18 protein-coding genes and 1 pseudogene are annotated in these 22,191 nt (G+C 67.1%); 11 read left to right on the top strand and 8 right to left on the bottom strand.

Annotated elements, in window-relative coordinates; translation table 11 throughout:
- The first annotated feature begins 138 nt into the window (after positions 1-138).
- The 8 genes from ACWDKQ_RS08945 to ACWDKQ_RS08910 all read left to right on the top strand — a co-directional run bounded on the left by ACWDKQ_RS08945 (position 139) and on the right by ACWDKQ_RS08910 (position 9,524).
- A complete protein-coding gene (locus tag ACWDKQ_RS08945; RefSeq protein ID WP_450138191.1) occupies positions 139-2,439 on the top strand; it encodes a PQQ-dependent sugar dehydrogenase in 2,301 nt (766 codons plus the stop codon).
- A gap of 219 nt (positions 2,440-2,658) precedes the next feature.
- Complete coding sequence (locus ACWDKQ_RS08940) at positions 2,659-3,153, top strand: Pycsar system effector family protein (RefSeq protein WP_450138190.1); 495 nt, start codon at positions 2,659-2,661, stop codon at positions 3,151-3,153.
- Positions 3,154-3,421: 268 nt separating this feature from the next.
- Positions 3,422-4,084, top strand: a complete 663-nt coding sequence (locus ACWDKQ_RS08935) for a Crp/Fnr family transcriptional regulator (RefSeq protein WP_450138215.1) — start codon at positions 3,422-3,424, stop codon at positions 4,082-4,084.
- A 55-nt stretch (positions 4,085-4,139) separates the two neighbouring features.
- Entirely contained in the window at positions 4,140-5,123 is a 984-nt protein-coding gene (locus ACWDKQ_RS08930; protein WP_450138189.1) for a hypothetical protein, read from the top strand.
- Positions 5,124-5,128: 5 nt separating this feature from the next.
- Positions 5,129-7,279, top strand: a complete 2,151-nt coding sequence (locus ACWDKQ_RS08925; protein WP_450138188.1) for a hypothetical protein — start codon at positions 5,129-5,131, stop codon at positions 7,277-7,279.
- Positions 7,280-7,291: 12 nt separating this feature from the next.
- The gene (locus tag ACWDKQ_RS08920) at positions 7,292-8,092 is read left to right on the top strand and encodes a hypothetical protein (RefSeq protein ID WP_450138187.1); all 801 of its coding nucleotides are present in this window, start codon (positions 7,292-7,294) and stop codon (positions 8,090-8,092) included.
- A 185-nt stretch (positions 8,093-8,277) separates the two neighbouring features.
- Positions 8,278-8,736 (top strand): helix-turn-helix domain-containing protein, encoded by a 459-nt coding sequence (locus tag ACWDKQ_RS08915; RefSeq protein ID WP_450138214.1) that lies wholly within the window; start codon positions 8,278-8,280, stop codon positions 8,734-8,736.
- A 101-nt stretch (positions 8,737-8,837) separates the two neighbouring features.
- Positions 8,838-9,524, top strand: a complete 687-nt coding sequence (locus ACWDKQ_RS08910) for a DUF899 domain-containing protein (RefSeq protein ID WP_450138186.1) — start codon at positions 8,838-8,840, stop codon at positions 9,522-9,524.
- A gap of 423 nt (positions 9,525-9,947) precedes the next feature.
- Here ACWDKQ_RS08910 and ACWDKQ_RS08905 read toward each other — a convergent pair whose 3' ends face one another.
- The 3 genes from ACWDKQ_RS08905 to ACWDKQ_RS08895 all read right to left on the bottom strand — a co-directional run bounded on the left by ACWDKQ_RS08905 (position 9,948) and on the right by ACWDKQ_RS08895 (position 16,446).
- Entirely contained in the window at positions 9,948-10,115 is a 168-nt protein-coding gene (locus ACWDKQ_RS08905) for a hypothetical protein (protein ID WP_450138185.1), read from the bottom strand.
- A gap of 160 nt (positions 10,116-10,275) precedes the next feature.
- Positions 10,276-15,780, bottom strand: a complete 5,505-nt coding sequence (locus ACWDKQ_RS08900; protein WP_450138184.1) for an ATP-binding protein — start codon at positions 15,778-15,780, stop codon at positions 10,276-10,278.
- Between the two features lie 513 nt (positions 15,781-16,293).
- Positions 16,294-16,446 carry a hypothetical protein gene (locus ACWDKQ_RS08895; RefSeq protein WP_450138183.1) on the bottom strand — a complete coding sequence of 51 codons (153 nt, stop codon included), beginning with the start codon at positions 16,444-16,446 and terminating at the stop codon, positions 16,294-16,296.
- Positions 16,447-17,253: 807 nt separating this feature from the next.
- Here ACWDKQ_RS08895 and ACWDKQ_RS08890 point away from each other — a divergent pair.
- From ACWDKQ_RS08890 to ACWDKQ_RS08880, 3 genes and pseudogenes are all read left to right on the top strand, one after another.
- Positions 17,254-17,490, top strand: a pseudogene (locus ACWDKQ_RS08890) (hypothetical protein); the annotation flags it as partial.
- The gene (locus ACWDKQ_RS08885; protein WP_450138182.1) at positions 17,483-18,064 is read left to right on the top strand and encodes a (2Fe-2S)-binding protein; all 582 of its coding nucleotides are present in this window, start codon (positions 17,483-17,485) and stop codon (positions 18,062-18,064) included. The pseudogene ACWDKQ_RS08890 and the gene ACWDKQ_RS08885, both read left to right, overlap by 8 nt.
- A 73-nt stretch (positions 18,065-18,137) precedes the next feature.
- Complete coding sequence (locus ACWDKQ_RS08880) at positions 18,138-18,569, top strand: universal stress protein (protein ID WP_450138181.1); 432 nt, start codon at positions 18,138-18,140, stop codon at positions 18,567-18,569.
- A 26-nt stretch (positions 18,570-18,595) separates the two neighbouring features.
- On the opposite strand, the gene ppk2 is transcribed toward ACWDKQ_RS08880, so the two are convergent.
- From ppk2 to ACWDKQ_RS08855, 5 genes are all read right to left on the bottom strand, one after another.
- Positions 18,596-19,435, bottom strand: coding sequence for a polyphosphate kinase 2 (ppk2, locus tag ACWDKQ_RS08875; protein WP_450138180.1), 840 nt, complete (start codon positions 19,433-19,435; stop codon positions 18,596-18,598).
- 42 nt (positions 19,436-19,477) lie between these two features.
- A complete protein-coding gene (locus ACWDKQ_RS08870) occupies positions 19,478-20,359 on the bottom strand; it encodes a universal stress protein (protein WP_450138179.1) in 882 nt (293 codons plus the stop codon).
- Between the two features lie 47 nt (positions 20,360-20,406).
- Positions 20,407-21,393, bottom strand: coding sequence for an Acg family FMN-binding oxidoreductase (locus ACWDKQ_RS08865; protein ID WP_450138178.1), 987 nt, complete (start codon positions 21,391-21,393; stop codon positions 20,407-20,409).
- 95 nt (positions 21,394-21,488) lie between these two features.
- The gene (locus ACWDKQ_RS08860; protein ID WP_450138177.1) at positions 21,489-21,725 is read right to left on the bottom strand and encodes a hypothetical protein; all 237 of its coding nucleotides are present in this window, start codon (positions 21,723-21,725) and stop codon (positions 21,489-21,491) included.
- Positions 21,726-21,889: 164 nt separating this feature from the next.
- Positions 21,890-22,183 (bottom strand): hypothetical protein, encoded by a 294-nt coding sequence (locus ACWDKQ_RS08855; protein WP_450138213.1) that lies wholly within the window; start codon positions 22,181-22,183, stop codon positions 21,890-21,892.
- Between the last annotated feature and the right edge of the window lie 8 nt (positions 22,184-22,191).

The following is a 22,191-nucleotide window of genomic DNA, read 5'->3' as shown; positions in this document are numbered from 1 at the left end:
CGCGTCCGCGACGTCACCATCATCGGCACTCCCGCTCCCCTGACAGCGGTTTCCGGATTTTCTCCCGCAGTCCACCGCTTTCCACCGGCGGCCTGCGATGCATGACCAAGCCACAACGGCGAGGGATGGAGTCCTACCATGCGCGTGCGCAGATCCTGGGGCGCCGCGATCACCGCAGTGGTGGCCGCAGCGACCCTGTTAGCACCACCGGCGGCCGGTCCCGCCGACGAACCGATCACCGATCCGATCCCCGAAGCGCCGCAGCAGTCCCGGCTCGGCCTGGTGCTCCAGGAAGTCGCGCAGCTGCCCGCGTCCGAGGCGACGCCCCCGGCGACCGACCCGCGGCTGATCCGGCACAACCGGATCAACTACATCGGCGAGGTGCCCGACGGCTCCGGCCGGATGTTCGTGCCCGACCTCAACGGCCCGCTGTACCTGCTGGACGGCGGTCAGCGACACGTGTACCTGGACTTCAAGGCGCGCTTCGAGCACTTCTTCTCCGGGCTCGGGATGGGCAGCGGCTTCGGTTTCGTCGCCTTCCACCCCGACTTCGCGCGCAACGGCAAGTTCTACACGGTGCACAGCGAGGACAAGGCGGCCATCGACTCCGAGGAACCGACCTATCCGAACCAGCCGAAAGCGTCCGTTCAGAGCGTGGTGACCGAGTGGACCGCCGACGATCCGGCCGCCGACGTGTTCACCGGTTCCCAGCGGGAGATCTTCCGGTTCGGGTTCACCACCCAACTCCACGCCATCCAGCAGATCGACTTCAACCCCACCGCCAAGCCGGGCGACCCCGACTACGGCCTGCTGTACCTGGGAGTCGGTGACGGCGGCATCGGTCTGGACTCCGACGTGCCTCAGGACATGAGCACCCCGGCGGGCAAGATCCTACGTATCGACCCGGCGGGCACGGACGCACCCAACGGCCAGTACGGCATTCCGGCGTCGAACCCGTTCGTCGGCACACCCGGCGCGCTGGGCGAGATCTACGCCGTCGGCATGCGCGACCCGCACCGGTTCAGCTGGGACCCCGAGGGTCAGCACGCGATGTACCTCGGCCACATCGGCCAGCACGCCATCGAAGCGGTGTACGAGGTCCGCGCCGGGGACAACTTCGGGTGGAGCGAGCGCGAGGGTGACTTCACCTTCCGCCCGGAGAACCAGTGCTACCTGTACCCGCTACCGGCGGACGACGAGAAGTACGGCTACGTCTACCCGGTGGCCGCCTACGACCACGATCCGCCGCAGGGCTGGCCGTGCAACTCCGACAGCGGCCACGCGATCTCCGGCGGGCAGGTATACCGGGGAGTGCAATTTCCGCTGCTGCGAGGCAAGTACGTCTTCGGCGACCTGGTGGACGGCCGCGTGTTCTACACCAACGTAGACCAGATGAAGCGCGGCGCGCAGCGCGCGCCCCTTCACGAATTACAGCTGTTCGACACCGCGGGCAAGCAGATGCGGATGACGGACCTCGTCGGGGACAGCCGGGTGGACCTGCGCTTCGGCACCGACTCGCAGCGCAACCTGTACCTGCTCGCCAAGGCCAACGGCAAGATCTGGAAGGTAACCGGAACGCGGATGGCCCCCGGCTCGGAGGTCACCCCGCAGGTGCAGCGGAACCTGGTCGCCTACTACGACTTCGAGCGTCCCTTCCCCGCCGACGATTCCCGCGAGCTCGACCGCGGCTCGTCGCGCACCCTGCTGAGCCTGCTGGGCGGCGGTGCGGACATACGGGTGGCCGACGGCGCGTTCCCCGGCAGCAACAACGCCCTCCAAGCTCAGCAGGTCAACCCCGGAGTGGCCGGCAAGGACGACTGGAAGGCCGGTGTCTGGGACCGCAACGGCGTCTCGTCACTCAGCGCGTTCAATGGCACCGAGGGCGCGACCGTGATGGGCTGGTTCAAGATGACCGGCGAGAACCCCAGCCCCAACTCGAACACACCGGACCCGGGCGACCGGTACAACGCCGTCAGCCTGGCCGGTATCCTCAGCGGCAACTCCGACGGCCACGACGTCCGGGCGCTGCTGGAGCTGATCCAGGTCGACGGTGAACTGCGACTGGTGGGACTGGGCCGCCGCATCGACGGAGGCAGGTCCCAGACGTTCGCCGCCCAGCAGAATTGGCGCGAGGTCCTCCCGCCCGGCGAATGGGTGCACCTGGCGGCGACGTTCGATTATACAACCGGCGAAATCACCCTCTACCGCAACGGCCAGCCGCTCCCGGGCTTCTACACAGTCCCGGGCGACCCATGGCAGCTCGACGGGTCTGGAACGACGAAGACGAACCCGCGAGGAATCAAGATCGGCGGCAGCTTCCCGCAGAACACGGCGGAGCGAAACCCGTGCAACTGCCGGATGGACTCGCTGATGTTCCTGAACACGGCGGTAGAACCAGCAACGATCAACCACCAATACCGCCGCTTCTTCCATCGCTGAAAGCCCCAACGCGGGGCGCGGCCACCCCGCGCCCCGCGCGGCCGGGGGCCGCTCGCCTCGGACGTGCGCTCAACCCGCAAGGTCAAGTCTTGTGACCTGGATTTTCACATTCCCCGAAACTGGTTCTCCAGCGACTAAGACGCGGTTGCGATGCACCGTCAGCAACGTCTCACTCTGATGTGGGTGGTACTCGAGCGGAACCAGGACAGACTCGGGATCATGGTCAACATCGAGGACGCCTGGAAAGCACTGCAACAGACCACGGACCTCATCAAGGCCGCGGATACCAAAGCTGGAGCCGTCCTTGCCGCCAGCGGTGTGCTCGGCGGAGTGCTGGTACGAGCTCTTCCAGCACCGCAGGACTGGACGACGAGGGGTCTCTACACGGGTTCACTGCTTGTCAGCCTCGGTTTGGTGAGCGTGAGCATCCTCCTCGCGCTCTGGGTCTTCGTGCCCCGGCTCAACGCAGACGAATCTCGATCGCCGCTCTTCTTCGACAATGCCGCCAGCTGGTACTCGACGTCGAACGCCTTCACATCGGCGTACCGAGACCTCCTGGAAGATGCCGAGCGGCTGCAGCTATCACTTTGCCAACAGGTGTGGGCAACGAGCAGGGTCGCACAACGGAAGTTCCGTGCGGTGACACCCGCCATCTGGACGTTCGGCGCCTCCCTCATCGTCGCGTTGGGGGCAGGATTAGCACGTCTTGGGTGAACACGGCGAGGGCGGTGCCGCTCGTATCAGGCGCTCCCAAGCCGTCGTTGGACTGCCACCCTGGCTTGGTGCACTCGGTTATGCGGTTCAGTCGGCAGGCCCTTCGCAAGCTCCTCAACGGGTAACACGCAACCGTCACCCAACGTACCTATAACAAGGCTCTTCGGGTGATCTTGTCGCACTCCGTTCCGCGGCGGATCGACCAGGGACTACACACGAAGCTGTGAGCGAAACCAACAAATTTCGTCCACCACGCGGCTTCCGATCTCTGATCACTGCCAGCGTCTGGGCCGCGATCGCACAGCAGGGGGTTCGTACTGCACACCGTGCGCAACAACGTCTACTTCACCAAGGTGCCCCAGGCGGTTGGGTGCTGTTGTGCCTGTCTGGGCGGTTGAAGATCGTGTACGCCGAACCCGACGGTCGAGAGCTCATGCTCGCCGTACGCGGCCCTGGGGACGTCGTAGGCGAGTTCTCGGGGCGGGACGGCCAACCTCGGTCGGCCACAGTTCAGGCGATCGAACCCGGCATCACCTGCAAGCTCTCCGACGAGCGGTTCAGCGAACTCGTCCAGCGCTTTCGGCTGGGATCGCAGCTGAACACCTACATCATGGGCAAGTTGCGCGAGAGCGCTGCGCACGCCTGGCAGCTCGCACACCGCACCACCGCAATACGGCTTGCTTCCCTCCTCATCGCACTCGTCGACGCTGCAGGCCCTGACCACCCTTGCCCGACCACCATCGCCATGTCCCAAGAGGAGTTGGCAACAGCGCTGGGGTTGGCGCGCTCGGCGATCACACCTGTCCTCTCGGAGTGGAAAGCCGCAAAGTTGGTCCGGATCTCCCGAGGAAGGCTCGAAGTCGTCGACACGTTGGCGGTTCGCAAAATCACCCGGCGAGATCTGTCCACTTCTGGACAAAACGACACCTGAACTCCGGGCAACCTCATACGCGTCATCCCCACACGCGACGCTAGAAGGAGCAACGGTGAACGAGGCCTTCCAAGACCGCAACCGCCCACTAGGTGAATACACCGGAATTCTCGCGGTCGATGTCCGCAGCTTCAGCAAGCACAACAACGCTCAGCAGAAGACAATCGTGGAGATGCTACCCGACGTTATTAAGCAGGCCACGAGCCGGGTCGGCATCGCGGAGTTGTGGGATGAGCACGTCTTCCGAGCTTTCCGCGGTGACGGGTACCTCATCGGGTTACATCCGGACCTGGCGAGTGCCGTGGTGGACAGGTTCTTCGACTCCTTGCAGAACGAGCTGCGCCGCCGCTCCGGCGAGTTCCGGGCGGCTGAGATCGAACTCCGACTGCGCACCAGCGTGCACCTCGGCCCGGTGCAGTCGTTCAACGCTCTCATAGAAGACTCCCCGTCGGGAAAGTTCATGGTCGACACCGGCCGCATGGTTGACGCCGAGCCCATTCGAGCGCTGCTCGACCACTCCGACCCCAACGTCACGTTCGTGGCTTCGGTGCTGTCCCGCGCGGTTATGGAGCAGGTAGTGGAAGCAGGTCTGACTACGCGGCAACCGAGCGAATTCGTCGAAGCGCCGCTGCAGGTCGAGGCGAAGGAGTACTCGGGCACGGGATACTTGCGTGTGCCCGCCCCGTCCGGTGAGCTGCTCAGCTTGGGTCTCCTGCGCACGCAACCCGAACCGGAGTCGGAGAGTACGACCGCACAGCGGTCAGACCTCGGTGCTCCGACGTCGAACACCTTCTCCGGCAGCGCTGAAAATGCCATGCAGGCCGGGACTGTGCACGGCGGAGTTCACAACAACTCCACGAGAGACGTCAGCGGTGGTATCGCCGTGAGCGGCAGTGGTTCGGTCAACGTCGGGGGCGACATCGACCAGTCGTCGGGCAAGCAGGACTTCTCGGGAACCTTCCTGACCCAAGGCGACTCCAACTTTGGCCCGTCCAGTGGTCGCCGTATCGGCACTGACAACGACCAGGCAGGACGGTGAGCACGGTGGCCCCCTACGAGGTCGACTCATTCGGCATCCTTGAACCACCCGAACCCGAACCCCATCCCGATACCACCGCGAACACCGACGAAACTGCGCCCCAACAGCCGGGCATCTCCGCCTCGGGCAACGGCACGGTCAGTGTCAGGGGCGGCATCGACCAGTCGCATGACAAGCTCGAAGTTCGCAGCGACAAAACCTTCGTCATGATGAGCGAAGCCGTAGCAGATGCAGCCGAATGGCTCGCACAGGCGCGCGTCCTGGAACGGAGCGAGCGCGGCCTTCAGGACCGCGAGGCACTTCAGAGGCTAGCGGAGAGGTACGTCCCGCCACCAGGCCTTCTCGGAGAGGCACCCAAGGGAGAGCCCGAGACTGCCTTCCAGATCCTGCAAAAGCGCAGGGTTCTGCTCATCGGCGCGGAAGGACGTGACTGCGGCCAGCTCGCCGCCGGTCGACGCCTTGGTTTCGAGCTGCAGAACAAATACCAAGAACTCATTGTCCGCGAAGAACTCATCGACCCAGGATTCCGGCTCCAGGCCGACGCCTTGTTGGTCGAACACGAACCAGCCACTGTACTCGTCGACCTCCGCGGTTCAGGCGGGGACGACCTGCTGGCCGTACGTCGGGGACTCGTCGAGTTCACCAACCAGCTCCAGCACTACCGGAGCTACCTGATCCTCATCATCCCGCATGCGCAGGTACGCAGCTTCGACGAGCACTTTCCCGGCCGAGTGCATAAACTTCTCAAGCCTTCGTCTGTCGAGGTCCTCGCAAGGCACCTCACCGAGATGGACGTTCACGCGCTGGTTCAAGAAACAGGCGCTGCCGACCGACTGGAGCGCCTATGGCCGCCGAAGGTCAAGGAACTCGCGGAGGCTGTTGCCGATCGAATCAGCAATGGCGAAAGTCAGCAACAGGCACTCCAGAGCGTCTTGGAGAATGAGCTGCACAGTTGGACAGCCGGTTTGCGGCAAGAAATCCGCGAGAAGCAGGAAGCCGGCGACTCCGAATGGCTAGCTCTGCTGCTGGCCGCAGCCGTCTTGGAGGGCGCTTCCCCCAAGCATGTCGTGGACGCGTCCGATCAGATGCTGGCGTACAACGAGCTGCAGCCGGAAAGACCTGTTCCGCTGCTGAGGCTGAGTCCGTTCGCCCGGTTGTCGCACCTTGAGCACGAACGCTTCAACAAAGAGACCCGGCTGTTCCAGCCCCGCGGTTTCGGAACGCAAGTACTCCGGCACTTCTGGCACGAGCACCCCGACCTCCACGAAACGATGCTGGATTGGATCGGGGAGCTGCCTCGAATGATCCGCGACCTCACGCGCGACGAGCTGGAACGGATCGCTGACCGAGCTGCCGAACTCGCAACCGAAGGCGGCGCCGGAGTCGCTACTGCGCTCGCTGACAACTGGGCGAGGACCAGGGCCGGCGAGGAGTCGAAGGGCACTCAGACATCCAACCACTGGTCAGATCGCTACCGGCGGTCGATCGCCGTCCGCTTGTTGACCACGACCGCCACGGATTCAGCTCTGGGCAAGGACGTCAGGCAAAAGCTTTGGAACTGGTCTCGGGACTCCAACGCCGATCTTCAGCTACTCACGGCTGAGGTGTGCGGTGGGCTTGGGCAGTCCTTCCCGAGAATCGCGCTCACCCGGCTCAAACACTTGGCCAGCTCGGAGAACGACCTCGTACGGACGTCGGTGCTCACTGCCGCGCAGCAGATCGGCACCGACCTCGGTGCCTCGCGGTTCCTTCGTTACCTATCCGAATGGTTCGACGGTGCTCCCCCGACACGTCTGCACCTTCTGTCAGAAGCCGTTTCTACAGTACTGGCTGAGCAGTCCGAAGCAATCGAGGCGGATGCGGCTGCGCCGTTCTGGAACCAGGCGCTTGACACCATGCCGCCACCGGATCTCCGACTGCTCGTCGAAAACTGGCTCCGCACGGTCTCTGCCATGCCACCAGACCAGCGTGACAGCATGGTGGAACCGCTCGTGGCGGCCACCAAGTCTGAGTCTGTGCGAATCGCACAGGTCCAGTCCGCCAGCCGGTTCGGCCGGACATTCTTGGATCTGAGCCACCTCGGAGACGATCCGGTGGCAGAAGCCGTGCACCAGCTCTGGACACGGCTGGATGAAGTCGACCCCATCTGGCAGTAGAAGGGAAGGCGCGTGGCGGAATTCGGATGGCGACGGCTGCGGCAGCGCCGGTACGCGCGGGAGGTCCGGGACAAAGTGGCCAGCGGGAGCGAGGTAGCGACTTTCGGCTCGGCAGCTCCTGTCCGCGGCAAACGCTCCCTGTCGTTGCCCAGTGAGGATGAAGGTCTTCACTTCGACGCAAGTGTTCACTTCGAAGCCAGATGGATTGGAACCGAACCCGCCCCGCCCTCCCTGCTCGACATTGCGCTGGAAGGCATCTCACGACGCGCTGAAGGGGCGAGCAGACGGCGCACATTGACCGAGGCCGAACGGCTAAGAGGTGAGCTGAACACGACGCTCCTCCGCTGGGAGCCGGTCCCTGGAACGGCCGTCCATGCACGAGGCCACTGCGTGTCGATCGACGTCGACGTGGAGTACGTCGCTGCAGTTGAGGCACGGGAGGCCGCAATTCGTCGTCAAACGGTCGTCTCCTGGCAAAGCCATCAGCGCAGACATCAAGAGGAGCAAATGTGCTCGCTGCTCCTCGACCCACTCCGCGCGACCGCGTGGTGGCTCCTCGACAATCGGGAAAATCCCGAGCAGCTGGTAGCTATCGCGCAAACGTTCCAAGAACTGCGCGGCATTCTGGCGTCCGAGAAGCGACCGGACACCGCTGGACAACTCCTCGACGAACTTCTGGAGACTTCAGACGAGGCGGTCCGGACACGCCTGGTTTCATTACTGCAGAAAGCCTTCACCGAATACGGCCGAGAAGAACTCACCGCTCGACTGAAGGAGTGTGAAGAGAAGAACGCACTCGGCACCAATTTTTGAAGTCCCGGTAGAAGGATCAGGTCCCGGTAAACGTGCAGGTGCCGGGTTCGCCCACATGTTTTCGGGGTCGTAAATTGGCCATAACCATCGTTGCCTGACGGGGATGGTGCTATGGGTCAGCTTGTGGACAAGGACAGCAGCGGAAGCTCGCCAACGCTCCCAGCGCCGCGGACTTCTCCGAAGCTCTGGCGCGGGGCATGGCCGTGCTGGCCGCCTTCAACGATGAGAACCGGCGGCTGACGCAGGCCGACCTCGCCCGCAAGCTCGGCCTTCGCGCCACGGTTCGGCGCGCCGTGCTGACCTTCGATCACCTCGGGTATCTCGTCGCCGATGGTCACGTGTACGAGCTCAGCCCGCAGATCCTGCGGCTGGCCGCCGGATACGTGACCTCCAGCATCACTGGCTCCGTCGTGCAACCCGTATGCGACCGGATCTGCGCGCACGTGCAGGAGGCTTGTTCCGTCGCCGTGCTCGACAGCGTGGACGCCGCTCGCCTGCTCCTGCGGCGGCAGAATGTTCGATTAACGCACAAGTTCGTTTGGCTGGTGGCGTCGCCCGTACGTTCGCCGCCGCGGAGGGCGCAACGGATTTCCCGGCGACACCACAGGAGTAGTCAAGACCGCCTCGATGCAGCGGGTGCGTGAGCTGTATCCGCATTTCAGAAGTCAGGACCGATGAGTTCGGCAACCGGGCCAGGTCTATACCTGCGAACCGCAAGCGGTGAGCGTGATCAAGGAGGGAATCCATGAGCCCCAAAGCACTACCTCCCGTCGTCGATGCCGACACCTGGCAGCGCCAACTCGATGCGTTGCGCGCCCGGGAGAAGGCCGCGACCCGAGAACTCGATGCGATCGCGGCCCAGCGCCGCCACATGCCGATGGTCGAGATGCCCGACTACACCCTCGATGGCGAGGAGGGACCGGTCCGGCTGGCGGACCTCTTCGGCGGCATGTCGCAGCTGATCGTCTACAACCACATGTGGTTCCCCGGGAAGCAGTGGCAGTGCCCCGGCTGCACCGGGTTCACCTCGCAGTTCACCCGGTTGGAGTTCCTGGCGAACTGGGACGCCCGGTTCGTGATCGTCACCCAAGGGCCGATCGACGAGGCCCTCGCATACAAGCGGCGGGTCGGGAACAAGATGACCTGGTACTCCACTGCGAACAGTCCATTCGGCACCGATGTCGGCGCACCTCCCGGCGGAGGATTCGCCGTCAACGTCTTCCTGCGCGACGGCGACACCGTTTATCGCACCTGGCACACCAACGGTCGCGGCACCGAGCAGATCAGCCACACTTTCGCGCTGGTCGATCTGCTGCCGTACGGGCGGCAGGAGGAGTGGCAGGATTCGCCCGACGGCTGGCCGCAAGGTCCCACCTACAGCCGGTGGGCCAGCTCCGAAGACATCGCCGCGCACTACGGCCAGGATGATTGACGGGGTGGTTCAGGCGCTTACCGATCTTGCCCGCAACGGCCGGGAAGGATGCCAGGCCGGACGACCGACGTCGGGCGGGGCACCACGGGTCCGGCGCGGCGCATATCGGGCACTCGGGTGGTCAGGCAGCGGAACGCGACCTCCCCTCGATCCACGCCGGCGGGGCGCCGGGACAGTAGTGGCCGCCCGAGGAGAATGCAGGTCTCGCCCTGGACCTCCCTGCGATGTCGAAGCGACCAGGATCCTCGTGCTTCGCAGGGTCCCGGCCGAGGCCAGCAGCACCGGCGTGTCCTTGCGCAGCTGGCGGTCGGCGAGCTCGAGCGGTTCGTGCACGATACGGCCGGTCGTCTGTACGGACGGGTCCCAACGCGGCGCCTCCCTGCGCTGCTCTTGAGCCTGGGCAAAATATCGCGTTTAGTTCGTTCAGGATTTCCCGCATCTGCCGGAGCCGCTTGGTCGAGCGGGCCCGTCCAACGATCCGGACACCACCAGGCTTGCGCAGTCGCGGACCAGGTCGATGCTGCCGCGCTCGATCGCCTCGTCCAGCAGTTCGTCGGCGATGTCCTCGATGCGCTGCCGGTACCTCGCCATGGTGCGCAATTTCCAATTGAAATCGAAGGTTCGATTTCAATTGGAAATTGCGGCGTTGCGAAGGGGTGGTGCGGGCCGGTGGCGTCCGTCTGGTGAACCGGTACCACTACCGGTCGTGAGTGCGAAAGCCCTAAGAACCGGCTTTCGCACTCACGATTGGTCACCCGCGGCGCATTCCGCGTTCGAGGGCATCGATGATTCGCGGGCGCAGTTCGTCGGCGCGGACGATCGCGTCGACCGAGCCGACTTCGACAGCCCGTTGGATGCTGTGCACCCGGTCGAACTCCGCCGCCACCTCGCTTAGCTTCTCCGCGCGCACCGCCGCCCGGACATCGGCCAGCTTCAGGTTCAGCGTCGCCCGCTCGGTGCCGTCGGCCTCGGCGACGAGCTCTTCGAGCTCGCGCACCGCGGGGTCGTTCGCCGTCCGCGCGTTGACCTCGCCTGCGAAGACCACCGCGGCCGCCGGCGCGCCGCCGATCACCGAGGCGAAAGAACCCTCCACTGCGAGCACCGTCATGTTCTGGTTCAGCGCCTTGGAGAACACCACGAAGGCGCCGCCGTGGTACCGGGAGATCACGCAGAACACGATCGGGCCACGGAAGTTCACGATGGCCCGGCCGATTTCGGCGCCGTACTCCAGCTGCAGCTTCCGCATCGACTCCGGCGAGCCGTCGAAACCGGACAGGTTCGCCAGCACCACGAGCGGTCGGTTCCCGCTGGCCGCGTTGATCGCCCGCGCCGCCTTCTTCGACGAGCGCGGGAACAACGTGCCGGCGGTGTAGGAGTCCGGCCCGTCGGTGGGCGGGAAACCACGGCGCGCCACCGGCTGAGATTCGATCCCGAGCAGGCACACCGGCCAGCCGCCGAGGTGCGCGTCCTGCACGACCGCGGTGTCCGCGTCGGCCATCCCTGCCCAGCGCTCCAGAACAAGGTGGTCCTGGTCGGCGACCGCCCGCAGCACCGTGCGGATGTCGAAGGACTTCTTGCGGTCGGGGTTGCTCGCCGCCGAGAAGATCTCGCCCACCGTGGTGAAGTCGCTGCCCGCCAACGCGTGCGGGAAGTCCGAGATGTCCCGGTCATGCGGGTCGGCGGTGCCGGCCCGCCGCGGCGCGGCCTCGCCCGGAACGACGTAGGTGTGGTCGTAATGCGCCATTAGCACATCGCGCGCGGCACCCAGGTTCGGCGCCCAGTACTGGGCCTGGCCGTTCGGTCCCATCACCCGGTCGTACCCGCCGATGCCGAAGTTGTCCTCGGCCGACACGCCACCAGAGAAGTCCAGCGACTGCTTACCGGTCAGCACCATCGCCGAATCCGGCGTCATCACCAGGATCCCCTTGGTGTGCATGAGCATCGTGGCCTCGGCGTTCCAGTACGGCTGGGCGCCGACGTTGATCCCCGCCACCACGATGTTTATCTCGCCGCCGTCCTGGGTGAACTGGACGATCCGCTTGAGCGCGGCAGCCACCCAGTCCATGTTCTCCGTGCCGGAGTCCATCGAGATCCGGGCACCCGCCGACAGCGCGAACCACTCCAGCGGCACCTCCAACCGTTCGGCCAGGTCCAGGGCGGCGATCACGCGCGAGCACTCCGCTTCCGACAGCGCGCCGAGCGCCTTGGTCGGATCGCCCAGCAGCACCACCCGGGTCACGCCCTCGGGATGGCGTTCGGTCGGCGTGCTGACGACACCGGCGACGATGGCCGCCGAGTTCTGGCCCTTCGGGCGGTCCACCGGTGCCAGCACGCCGGTCTCGTCAAGGTCGTGCTCGACGAAGGTGCCGTCGAGCCCGGCGAGCATGCCGGTCAGCTCGTACGGGTAGACGGTGCCGCGCTTGGCGGCGCGCAGCACCTTCTGGCGGTAACTGTCCAGCGGCTCGACCGGTTCGGTCGGCGGCTCGATGACGGACAGCTGCATCCCGGTGCTGGCGTCGTAGCCGATCCGCACGGCGAATTCGCTGAGCTCACCGGTATCCCGGTCGCGCCGGCGCCCGAGGAACAGCACTTCCTCCAGCCCGGCCCCCGCGGTCGTGGGCAGCACCCGTTGCGCGACGGTGTTCAGCTCGTCCGTGGACAGCTCGCTCGGCGGCCACACGTAGATGGTGATCCGATTGGTGCCGGACCCGTTGTTGCCGTTGTTCGCACCGGGCTTCGCCTGCGCCTTGCGGACCGCGTCGAGGCACGCGGTGAGTACGCCTTCCGCGGCGGGTAGCGCGACGAGCCTGCCGTCGTCGTCCCGGAGCGGCGTCAGGTCCCGCACCTGGGCCAGCGCCACGAACCGCTCGTCGGCGGGGTTGTTCGGCGCCACGCAGCGGAAGAGGTAGACCTCCTCATCGGCCGAAGGCAGGCGGGTCAGGTCGAATTCGCTCAGCCGCTCCAACTGCATCCGCTCGGCGATGAGCGGGTGCAGCCCGCGGATCAGGCGTTCCTCGGCGAAGCCGGTCGGCGACGGGCGGAACGTGAAGTGGTGGTGCATCACCGCGCCGCTGCGGCCAGCCACTGTGGTGGTGATGCGGCTGACCTGGCCCGGCAGCGGTTGGGCCGCGAGCACCTCGGCCAGCTCTGCCGCCATCGCGTCGGTGTCTTCGGGCTGATCGGCCCAGACGAGGTAGATGTCGGCGACGAGGTCGCCTTCCGGCGCCAGTTCGGCCAACGCCCGCACGGCATCGGGCAGGGCTGCGAAGTCGACCGCGGTGGCCACCACGCGCAAGTGCGCGCTCCGGTGCTCGGCGCTGACGAACGTGCATCCCGCGACGCGGGTCGTGCGGACGTCTTCGAGTTCCCGGTTGCCGTAGTAGCGGCGGGTGAGCACCTCCAGCAGCGGCGCCGGGTCGGTGCCCTCGCGGCCGATGCGCTGCCCGACCAGCCGGACCAGCGGTTCGGCGCTGGTGACCATGGCGGCGATGCGCTCCGCCCGGTCCGGTGCGTCCGGGTGCTCGTCGAGGTGGCGCAGGTGCTTGCGCACGCCCGCGTAGACCTCCGCGCGGTTGCGCCGCAGCATGGGCTGGGCGAACCAGCGGAAGACCACGGTGCGGGCCAGGTCGGAGATGGCGGGGAGCCGGAGTTGGGTGGCCGCGATCAGGTGTTCCAGCGCCAGTCCTGCGGCTTGGCGAGCCGCCCCGGACGGGGGTGCCTCGGCGAGCCACTGCCGCAGCAGGGCGGTCACCACCGCCGCGTCCGTCGTGGCGCGCTGCTGGGCGAGGAAGATCCGGAAGACGGCCTCTTCCAGCTCGGGCATCCGGTCCAGCTCCTGGACCCCGTAGTGACCGAGCACCCGGACGAGGCGCTGCTGGAAGGTCTCGGAGAGCCCGGCTCGCTCGACGTCCAGGCTCTGCAGGTAGGTGTGAAAGTACTCGCGGGGGCTGTGCACCCGCGAGTCCGCCTTCGTCTCCTCCCCCACCGGCCGGTTGCGGCTCAGCTCGGAGAAGTCGGCGAAAACCGCCAGCAGTTCGATCTCCTCGGCGAGCGGGCGCTGCCCGGCCTCGACGAGTTCCGCCCGGGCGGTCAGGTAGTCCGTCAGCACCCGGCGCTCGTCGTGCGGGTCCACGTCGAACCCGAGCAGCAGGCTGCGCAGATCCTGCTGGCCGCGGGTCGCCCGCTGCTGCGCGCTGAGACCGTCGGGCCCCGGGGGGAGGGCGAGGTCGGCGGCGGCTTCTCCCGTGGGCTGCTCGGAGTCGGCCTCGTCCTGGTCGCCGAGCGGTTCCAGCCTCAGCAGCGGCGCGCCGGTCTCGACCTGGCTGCCCGCCCGCACCATGCATTCCCGCAGCTTCGCGCGGAACGGCGCGCGCACCACGGTCTCCATCTTCATGCTCTCCAGCACGATCGCCGGAGCACCGGCTTCGACCTCGGCGCCGACCTCCAGCGGGGTGGCGACCACCAAGGCAGGTGCCGGTGCGCGCAGCACACCGCCCTCGTCCCGGCTGACCCGGTGGGCTACGCCGTCGACCTCCACCAGGTGCACGGGGCCGTGGGTGTCGGTGACCAGCCGGAATCGCTGCCCGTTGACCGCGATCTGCCCGGCGTGCGAGTCGAACCGCTCGACCTCGATGTCTGCGGGGTGGAAGTCACCGCCGTTTGCGGTGGCGATGCCGACCCGGAACCGCTGGTTACCTACGCGCGCCACCCGCACCCGGTAACCGACGCCCCGCAGCTTGAGCTCCAACGGTCGACCGCTCTCGTGGCGCGCCTGGGGTCGGCCGCCGTGCGCGGCGGCCAGGAACCGCTGCCGTTCGGCGAGTTCGGCGTCTTCGTAGTCCTTGATGGCGGCCGCGGCCAGCGCGATCGCGGAGTGCCGGTGCGCCTGGAGCTCGCCCTGCGCACGCACCCGGTCGATCCACCCGGTGTCGGCGGTGGCCTCGATCACCTCGGGCCGGTCGAGCAGGTCGAGCACGAAGCTCTTGTTCGTCGCGCCGCCTGAAACGATGACCGTGGTCTGCGCCATCGCCCGGCGCAGCCGGCCCAGCGCCTCATCGCGGTCCCGGCCGAACGCGATGATCTTGGCGATCATCGAGTCGAAGTCGGCGGGAATTGTGTCGCCCTCGCTGACCCCGGTGTCCACGCGGATGCCGGGACCGGCCGGGAAGTCGAGGCGGACGATCTTGCCCGGGGACGGGGCGAAGTCGCGGTCCGGGTCTTCGGCGTTCAGCCGGGCCTCGATGGCGTGTCCGTTCTCGGCGGGCGGCTCGCCCTCCAGCTTGCCGCCGCCTGCCACGTGCAGCTGGGCCTTGACCAGGTCGACGCCGGTGGTGGCCTCGGTAATCGGGTGCTCCACCTGGAGGCGGGTGTTGACCTCCAGGAAGGCGAACAGCCGCTCACCGGGGTGGTAGAGGAACTCCACGGTCCCAGCGCCCCGGTAGCCCACGGCGAGGGCGAGCCGCTCGGCGGCGGCCTTGAGTTCCCTGCTCTGCTCGGCGCTGAGCACCGGGGAGGACGATTCTTCGATGACCTTCTGGTTGCGCCGCTGGATCGAGCAGTCCCGCACCCCCAACGCCCACGCCGTGCCCTGCCCGTCGGCGATCACCTGGACCTCGACGTGGCGGGCGCCGGTGACCAGCCTTTCGAGGAAGACCGCGCCGCTGCCGAAGGCGCGCTCGGCCTCCATCCGGGTGCGCTCGTAGGCGTCGATCAGTTCCTGCTCATCGTTGATCATCCGGATACCGCGGCCGCCGCCACCAGCGGTCGCCTTCAGCATCAGCGGATAGCCGATCTCGTTCGCGCTGCGGATCGCCGCGTCCAGGTCGGCGACCTCGCCGCGACTCCACGGCGCCACCGGGACGCCGACCTCCTCGGCGATCAGCTTCGCGCCGATCTTGTCGCCGAGCTTGCGCATCGCCTCAGGGCTCGGCCCGATGAAGGTCACGCCTAGTTTCTCGCAGAGCTCGGCGAACGCCGGGTCCTCGGCGACGAACCCCCAACCGACCCACGCCGCGTCGGCTCGGGTCTCGGTCAGCGCCCGTTCTAGGACGCCGAGGTCCAGGTAGGGACGCGCATGCGCCGGGCCGAGGTCATAGCTCAGATCGGCCTGGCGCACGAAGGCGGCCGTGCGGTCGGCGTCGGTATAGAGGGCCACGGTCTCGATCCGGGACCCGGTTTCCGCCGCGACCTCCTGCACAGCATGGATCAGCCGCATCGCAGCTTCCCCGCGATTGATGATCGCAACACGACTGAACACCGAGCAGACCTCCTGCAGCTTTCTCTCCTGGGGACAACAACAACACCCTGCTAAGCACACCTTCCTGGCTACCGGTTGGTATGGATATGTCGCAACTACGGCGTGGTGCGCCCCGAAAATCGTCGGGCATCGCCAAATCGACCCGATCGGCGGCCCTCCCGACTGCCTCGATGCGGCAATTTCAGTGATCCACGTCTCATTTGACGGCCCGCGTTTGCGGCGGGACAACGTCGGACTGCCCGCGGTCAGCCGATCACCCTCCGGCAGCCGGCCGTAGCGAACGCGCTAGCCGTGGCGTCTGCGGCCGATCATCGGGGCCTCCGTTCACTGCACGCCGCCGAGCAGCGCCGCGAGATCCGCAGCCGTCCCGCCCCGCCCCGCCCCGCAGCCGACGACCTGACTGTCCGGTTTCGGAGGCTTGTGCCGGAATGACCTTTCAGCGCCGGAGAAGCGCTCGTCGCCCGCGGTGGCGTCTCCTACCTGGCCGAGGTCCAGGCCCCTTCGCCGACGTCCTCACCGAGGATGGCCGAACCGTGCAGCACCACTACTTCCGGGCGCGACCCGATCGTCGAGGACGCACCAGGCACCTGCGCCGCCCCGGTCGTCAGCGCCCTGGCCGACGCCGGGTTGCGCCTGGAGTTCCTGCACGAGCACAACCGCGGTCATTTCCGCTTCCCCGCAGGCAACGCGTCACGCAGGTCTGTTCGCTCCGTGCGACCAAGGATGGGTGAAAGCGATCTGGATCTGCAGCGAAGGCGTTGGGTCACAGCAATTCGCTGATGGCTGCGACCAGCACCGCGGCCTCGTTCCGCGAACCCGGAACGTCCTTTGTGGAGCCACGTGCTGTTGCAGGACCACCTGCGGATTGGGTCACCCAGTCAGTGTCCGAGCCATCCTTGCGCTGGATTGCGCGAACCGTGGTTGCAGCACGCTACCCGAGGGATCGCCACTATGACAGCCACCACTCCTACAACGACAGGCGCCGCAGGCAAAGACGATGTGCCCATGATGCGGATGCCCGCTTCGAAGGACTCGATATGCGCGAGCTGGCAGCGCCGCGCGAGAGCCCACTGATCATATGTGGCCTTGGTGATGCTGCCCGCCACCGCGACGACGACTCGACGGTCAGCTCACGCTTCCGGTCCGCCCACAAGTCCGTGGAATGCGCCAACCCGTCCGCGCAACGCGTTCGAGATCGCGGAAGGTTAGCGAACCAAGATGCTCTCCTATGCGCGGCCACTCGCGCACTGAACGCCGATGTCGTGGTGACCGGCATCGGCGGACGACGCACCATCGCCGCCACCGACCTGTCCCTCGCGCCCTACGAAACTTCGCTGGCCACCTAAGAAATCCGCACCGAAGTGCGCCTGCCGATTCGCGAAACCGCCCGCTTCGGCTTCGCCGAGATCACCCGGCGGTCCGGCGATTTCGCCATCGCAGGAGTCCGCCGCGGCGCTGTAATTCGACGGCGGGACCGTGACTCGGGCGCGGCTGACCGGCCTGGGCATCGGCAGCACGGTCCCACGACTCGCCGAAGCCGAAGAGGCGCTGCGCGGGCGGGCGCTCACAGCGGAGTCCATCAACGCAGCGAACCGGGCCGCCGCGGACTCCGCCAGCCCGCCCGACGGCCTCCACGCCGACCGCGCAACCCGTCGCGCCGCGCTGCGGGCGGCCGCGCAGCGAGCCCTGGAGCAGGTGGCGCATGGCTGACACCCCCACCGCACACCGCGAGATCACGCTCACCGTCAACGGCCGGAAGGTCCAGCGCCTCGTCCCGGTGCGCCGGCTGCTCGTGGACTTCCTGCGCGACGGCCTCGGCCACACCAGCGCCCACGCCGGTTGCGAACACGGCATCTTCGGCACCTGCACCGTGCTCATCGACGGCGGACCCGCGCGCTCCCGCATCACCATGGCCGTGCTGGCCGACGGCACCGAGGTCACTACGGTGGAAGGCATCACCCCCGACGATCACCTGAGCCCGGTGAAACAGGCCTTCAAGGACTGCCACGGACTCCATGCGGTTTGCGCACAACGGGATTCGTCGTGCCGCTGTCCGCCCGTCGACCCCGATGATCACCCAACGACGCCTCGATTCGCGAACCGCTGTCTGAAAACCTCTGCCGCTGCACGGAATACCAGCACATCGTCGACGCCGTCAACAAAGCCTGGGGCCGCACTCCCGGCTGAGCGGCCCGTGCAGGTGACGTGGCCGCCTGATCCCACCTCCGTGCTGCGATCAGCAGATACCCGGCGCGGGCGAGGACGGCCACGAACGCGGTGCTGACATCTCCGGCAGGTTGGGTACTCCTCATGTGCGAGGGAGCTTCGCAGCTCTGAGTCAGCACGGGGAGGCCAAAATGAACGAGCACCGCTACACCGTCGTCGTCGGCGTCGACGGCTCGCCCGCTTCCAAGGCGGCCTTGCGGTGGGCCGTCTGGCAGGCAGGTCTGGTCGAAGGCGGCATCACCGCCCTGATGGCCTGGGACGCTCCGCTCATCTACAACTGGGAAGTCTCGGGGCTCGAAGATTTCGCCAGCACCACCGCCAAGAACCTCAACGAGGTGGTCAAGGAGGTTGCCGGCGACTCCGAGGTGGAGATCAGCAGGGAAGTCGCGCAGGGGCACCCGGCGCGTGCGCTGCTGGACGCCGCCGAGTCGTCCAACGCGGATCTGCTCGTTGTGGGCAACCGGGGTCACGGCGGATTCACCGAGGCGCTCCTCGGCTCGGTCAGCCAGCACTGCGTACACCACGCTCGCTGCCCCGTGGTCGTGGTCCGCGGCGAGTCCTGACCAATCGCGGCCTTCGGAAGCCTCGATCATTCCAGCGATGCGGCGTGGTCGGGCACGTACCTGAACGCGTCGCGGGGTGGACGCCGGTAGCCTCCGGCGCCCGCCTGCACGGGCATTTCCACCCGGGGGCGCGGCACCTCGTGGTACGGCACGCTCGACAGCAGGTGAGCAATCATGTTGATCCGCGCACGCCGCTTGTCCTCGCTTTCCACCAGGTACCAAGGGGATTGCGGGGTATCCGTCGCCGCGAGCATCTCGTCCCGCGCGCGGGAGTAATCGTCCCAGCGGGTCACCGACTCCAGATCCACCTGCGAGAGCTTCCACTGACGCATCGGGTCCTCGACGCGCTTGCGCAGTCGACGCTCCTGCTCGGTGCGGCTGATCGAGAACCAGTACTTGCGCAGCAGCAGCCCGTCGTCGACGAGCAGCCGCTCGAAGATCGGGCACTGCTCCAGGAAACGCCGGTGCTCGTCCTCCGTGCAGAACCCCATGACGTGCTCGACCCCGGCGCGGTTGTACCAACTCCGGTCGAACAGCACGATTTCCCCCGCCGCGGGCAACTGCTCGACGTAGCGCTGGAAGTACCACTGCGTTCGTTCCCGCTCGGTCGGGACGGGCAGCGCGGCGATCCGGGCCACCCGGGGGTTGAGGTATTCCGCGACGCGCCTGATCGTGCTGCCCTTCCCCGCCGCATCGCGCCCCTCGAACAGCACCACGAGCCGCTCGCGCTCGGTCCGGACCCATTCCTGCAGCTTCACGAGCTCCGCCTGCAGTCGCAAGAGCTCGCGTTCGTAGGTGGCACGTGGCAACCGCCGCGGTCCGGGCTGCGCCACATCGGATCGAGCCGCATCACCGGCACTGGTCATGTCGCTCACCTCCAGCACGCGGCGCAGCGCGTGACTCGGAGATCATCCAGCGCGCACCACGAGCACTGGACAGGGCGCCGAGTGGACGAGGGCACGACTGGTCGAGCCCAGGAGCATCCCGGTGAGGCCTCCGCGCCCACGGCTACCTACGACGATGAGCTGCGCATCTGCGCCGTGCAAGGCCAGGAACCGCACCGGTCGGTCCCGCTCCACGACGCGCTGCACCTGCACGTCCGGGTACTGCTCCTGCCACCCCGCCAGCCGCTCGGCGAGCAGCATGCCTTCTCTTGCCTCGATCGCATCCCAGTCACGTTCCGCGTCCAGGGCGAACCATTCGTCGATGGCGGTGTCGCTCCACACGTGGAGAGCCACCAGCGGAACGCGCCGCACGGACGCTTCCTCAAACGCAGCCTCCAGGGCACGCTCGCTGACCGCTGATCCGTCCACCCCGACGACGACCGGCCGAGTTCTTACCACGTCGGGATCCGTCCGGGGAGCCGGGACGACGACCACCGGGCACTGCGCCAGCATGGCGACGGTTTCCGCCGTGGACCCCAACGCCCTCTTCACGCCCGTAGCGTCACCCAAGCCGCGGGTGCCGACGACGACCCGCCGAGCCCCGGCCGATTCCTCGACGAGGACCGCAGCCGGCCTCCCGCGGCGTAGTTCCTGGGTGATCGCCACGTCGCTGACCGTCGCAGCGGTCTCCGCCGCCTGCGACAGCCAGCGACGGCGCTCGTTCTCGATGACGTCGAGAACGTTAGGCGACGTCGGCATCCGATCACCGGCATCATCTGCCCCACCAGCAACTACGCATACCAGCCGCAACGCTGCCCGGTGGAGCGCGGCGTCCGCTGCGGCCCACCTGACCGCATCCACCGCGACGTCCGAGCCGTCGATGCCCACCACGTCGAACGCCTGCATCCGGCATCCTCCCGCTCAGCCGCTCACGGCGGAACCCGTTGGAAGCACTAGCCGTCGATCAGCAATTCCCGCAGGTCACGACGTGCGGTCGCGGGTGTTGGCGAGCCGTAGCCGATCCGCACCACGGCCTGCGGTTGCATCCCTCCGCCGAGCAGCCGCCGCAGTTCATCCCGGGTCTGCTCGACCTCCACGACCGCCGACAGCAGCGACGACGCCAGGCCAAGTGCCGTCGCGGTGAGCAGCATGCGCTGCATCGCCTGCCCCGCGTGCAGGTCGTCGAGCCTGCTGTCGTGGTTCGAGCACACCACGACCAGCAGCGGATCGGACTCGAAGTCCTTGCCGGGAACCCGCGCACGCGCCTGACCACCGGAGAAGTCCCGCAGCACCCACTGGTCCTGGGGCTCCGGCAGCGGCCCCGCCGTGTCAGCCGGAACTCCTTCGGCCGCGCCTTTCGGCCGCCCCGTCCACTTCGCCAGCTCATCGCGGAAGCGCCCGTCCGCCATCTGCATCCGGTGCGCGCGGTGCACCAAGCCCTCTAGGCTCCCCAACTCCGGGCGCGTCATCACGCGCAACGAGCTCTGCTCGTGACGCACCGCGGCGGCCAGCGCCTGCCGGTGCGCGGTCGGAACCGGGTTCTCCAGGAATGGGCGCCGGTTGCTGCGTCGCTTGGGGATCGCTTGGTAAAGCGCCAGTTCCTCTGGCGCTTGCTTCACCTGTCCCCCGCTGCGCAGCTCGGCCAACGAGGTCGGCCCGGCAAGCCGCGGCAGCAGCGCGACGACCGGCCGCACGCCGAAGTGCTCCAATGCCAGGCGGAGGTTGAACAACGCCGCACCGCAGGCCAACCGCAGTTCACGGTCGGCCGGATCCGCAGCGGGCAACCGCCGCTGCGGGTCGCTGTGCAGCTCGATCACCTGTTCCGAAAGGCGGAAGCGCCATGGCTGGCTGTTGTGCAACGACGGTGCCAAGCCGGCCTGCTGCACCACTTCCTCGGTCTGCTCCGCGGTCAAGCCCAACGCGGTTGGGAATGAAGCCATCTCCCGCCCCCCGGGTACGTCGCCGGACCCCGAGGTGAGTCTGGCAGACCAACGGCTCCCCCGCCGCTCTCCATTCCGGGTTCGCGTGCCGCAGCTCAGCGATCCAGGGAGGCCTTGTGCCACTGCTCCCCGGCCGGGCCACGGTTCATCAGGTACTCGACGTCGCGTCGAGCATCGGCTTCGCTTTCGAAGCCGATGCAGGCATGCCGCTCGCCGTGCATCAGGTAAATCACCTGCCACTTGAGACCATTGCGTTCGAGAAGGATCTCGTACACGGCGAGGGGATGCCAATCTGACTCTCCGGCACACCAGCGCGCTACGGGTTCGAACACGGTGCGCCTCGTATTCCGACCAGAAGTCACTAGATATCAACCTACCAGCAAGTATCCCCGCACTTCCGGCACCGCGACGAGGACTTTCAGCCCTTCGTCTCCGAAATGCAGCGTAGAGCGCAGGTAGTCGTGCACTGGGGTGACCGGCACGAGGGTGTGGTCGGTCAGCACGTGGAGGCCGAGACGCCTTCGAGCTCGGGCAGGTCGGCCAACGGCGCCATCAGTTGCGGCCTGGCGGCCCCTGCCCCTCGCTTGTCGGTGATGTCGGTGGCGTCGGTGGTCTCGGTGCCCAACCAGGTCGCGCCCGCGCAGTCCGCCGTGCATTCCGGGACTGCCTCGATCGCGAAGGCCGGCTTAGTGATCTGGGCGCGTGGCACGTCGTGGTCCAGCGGCCGGTCCTTGTAGGCCATCGTCGCGGTCACGACCCGCCGGCTGCCGTAGTCGAGCTTGCCGGCCAGGGCACCTC

The organism is Saccharopolyspora sp. NPDC000995 (assembly GCF_053599315.1).
The sequence above is the reverse complement of the archived record's forward strand: the minus strand, read 5'-3'. Positions and strand labels throughout refer to the sequence as shown.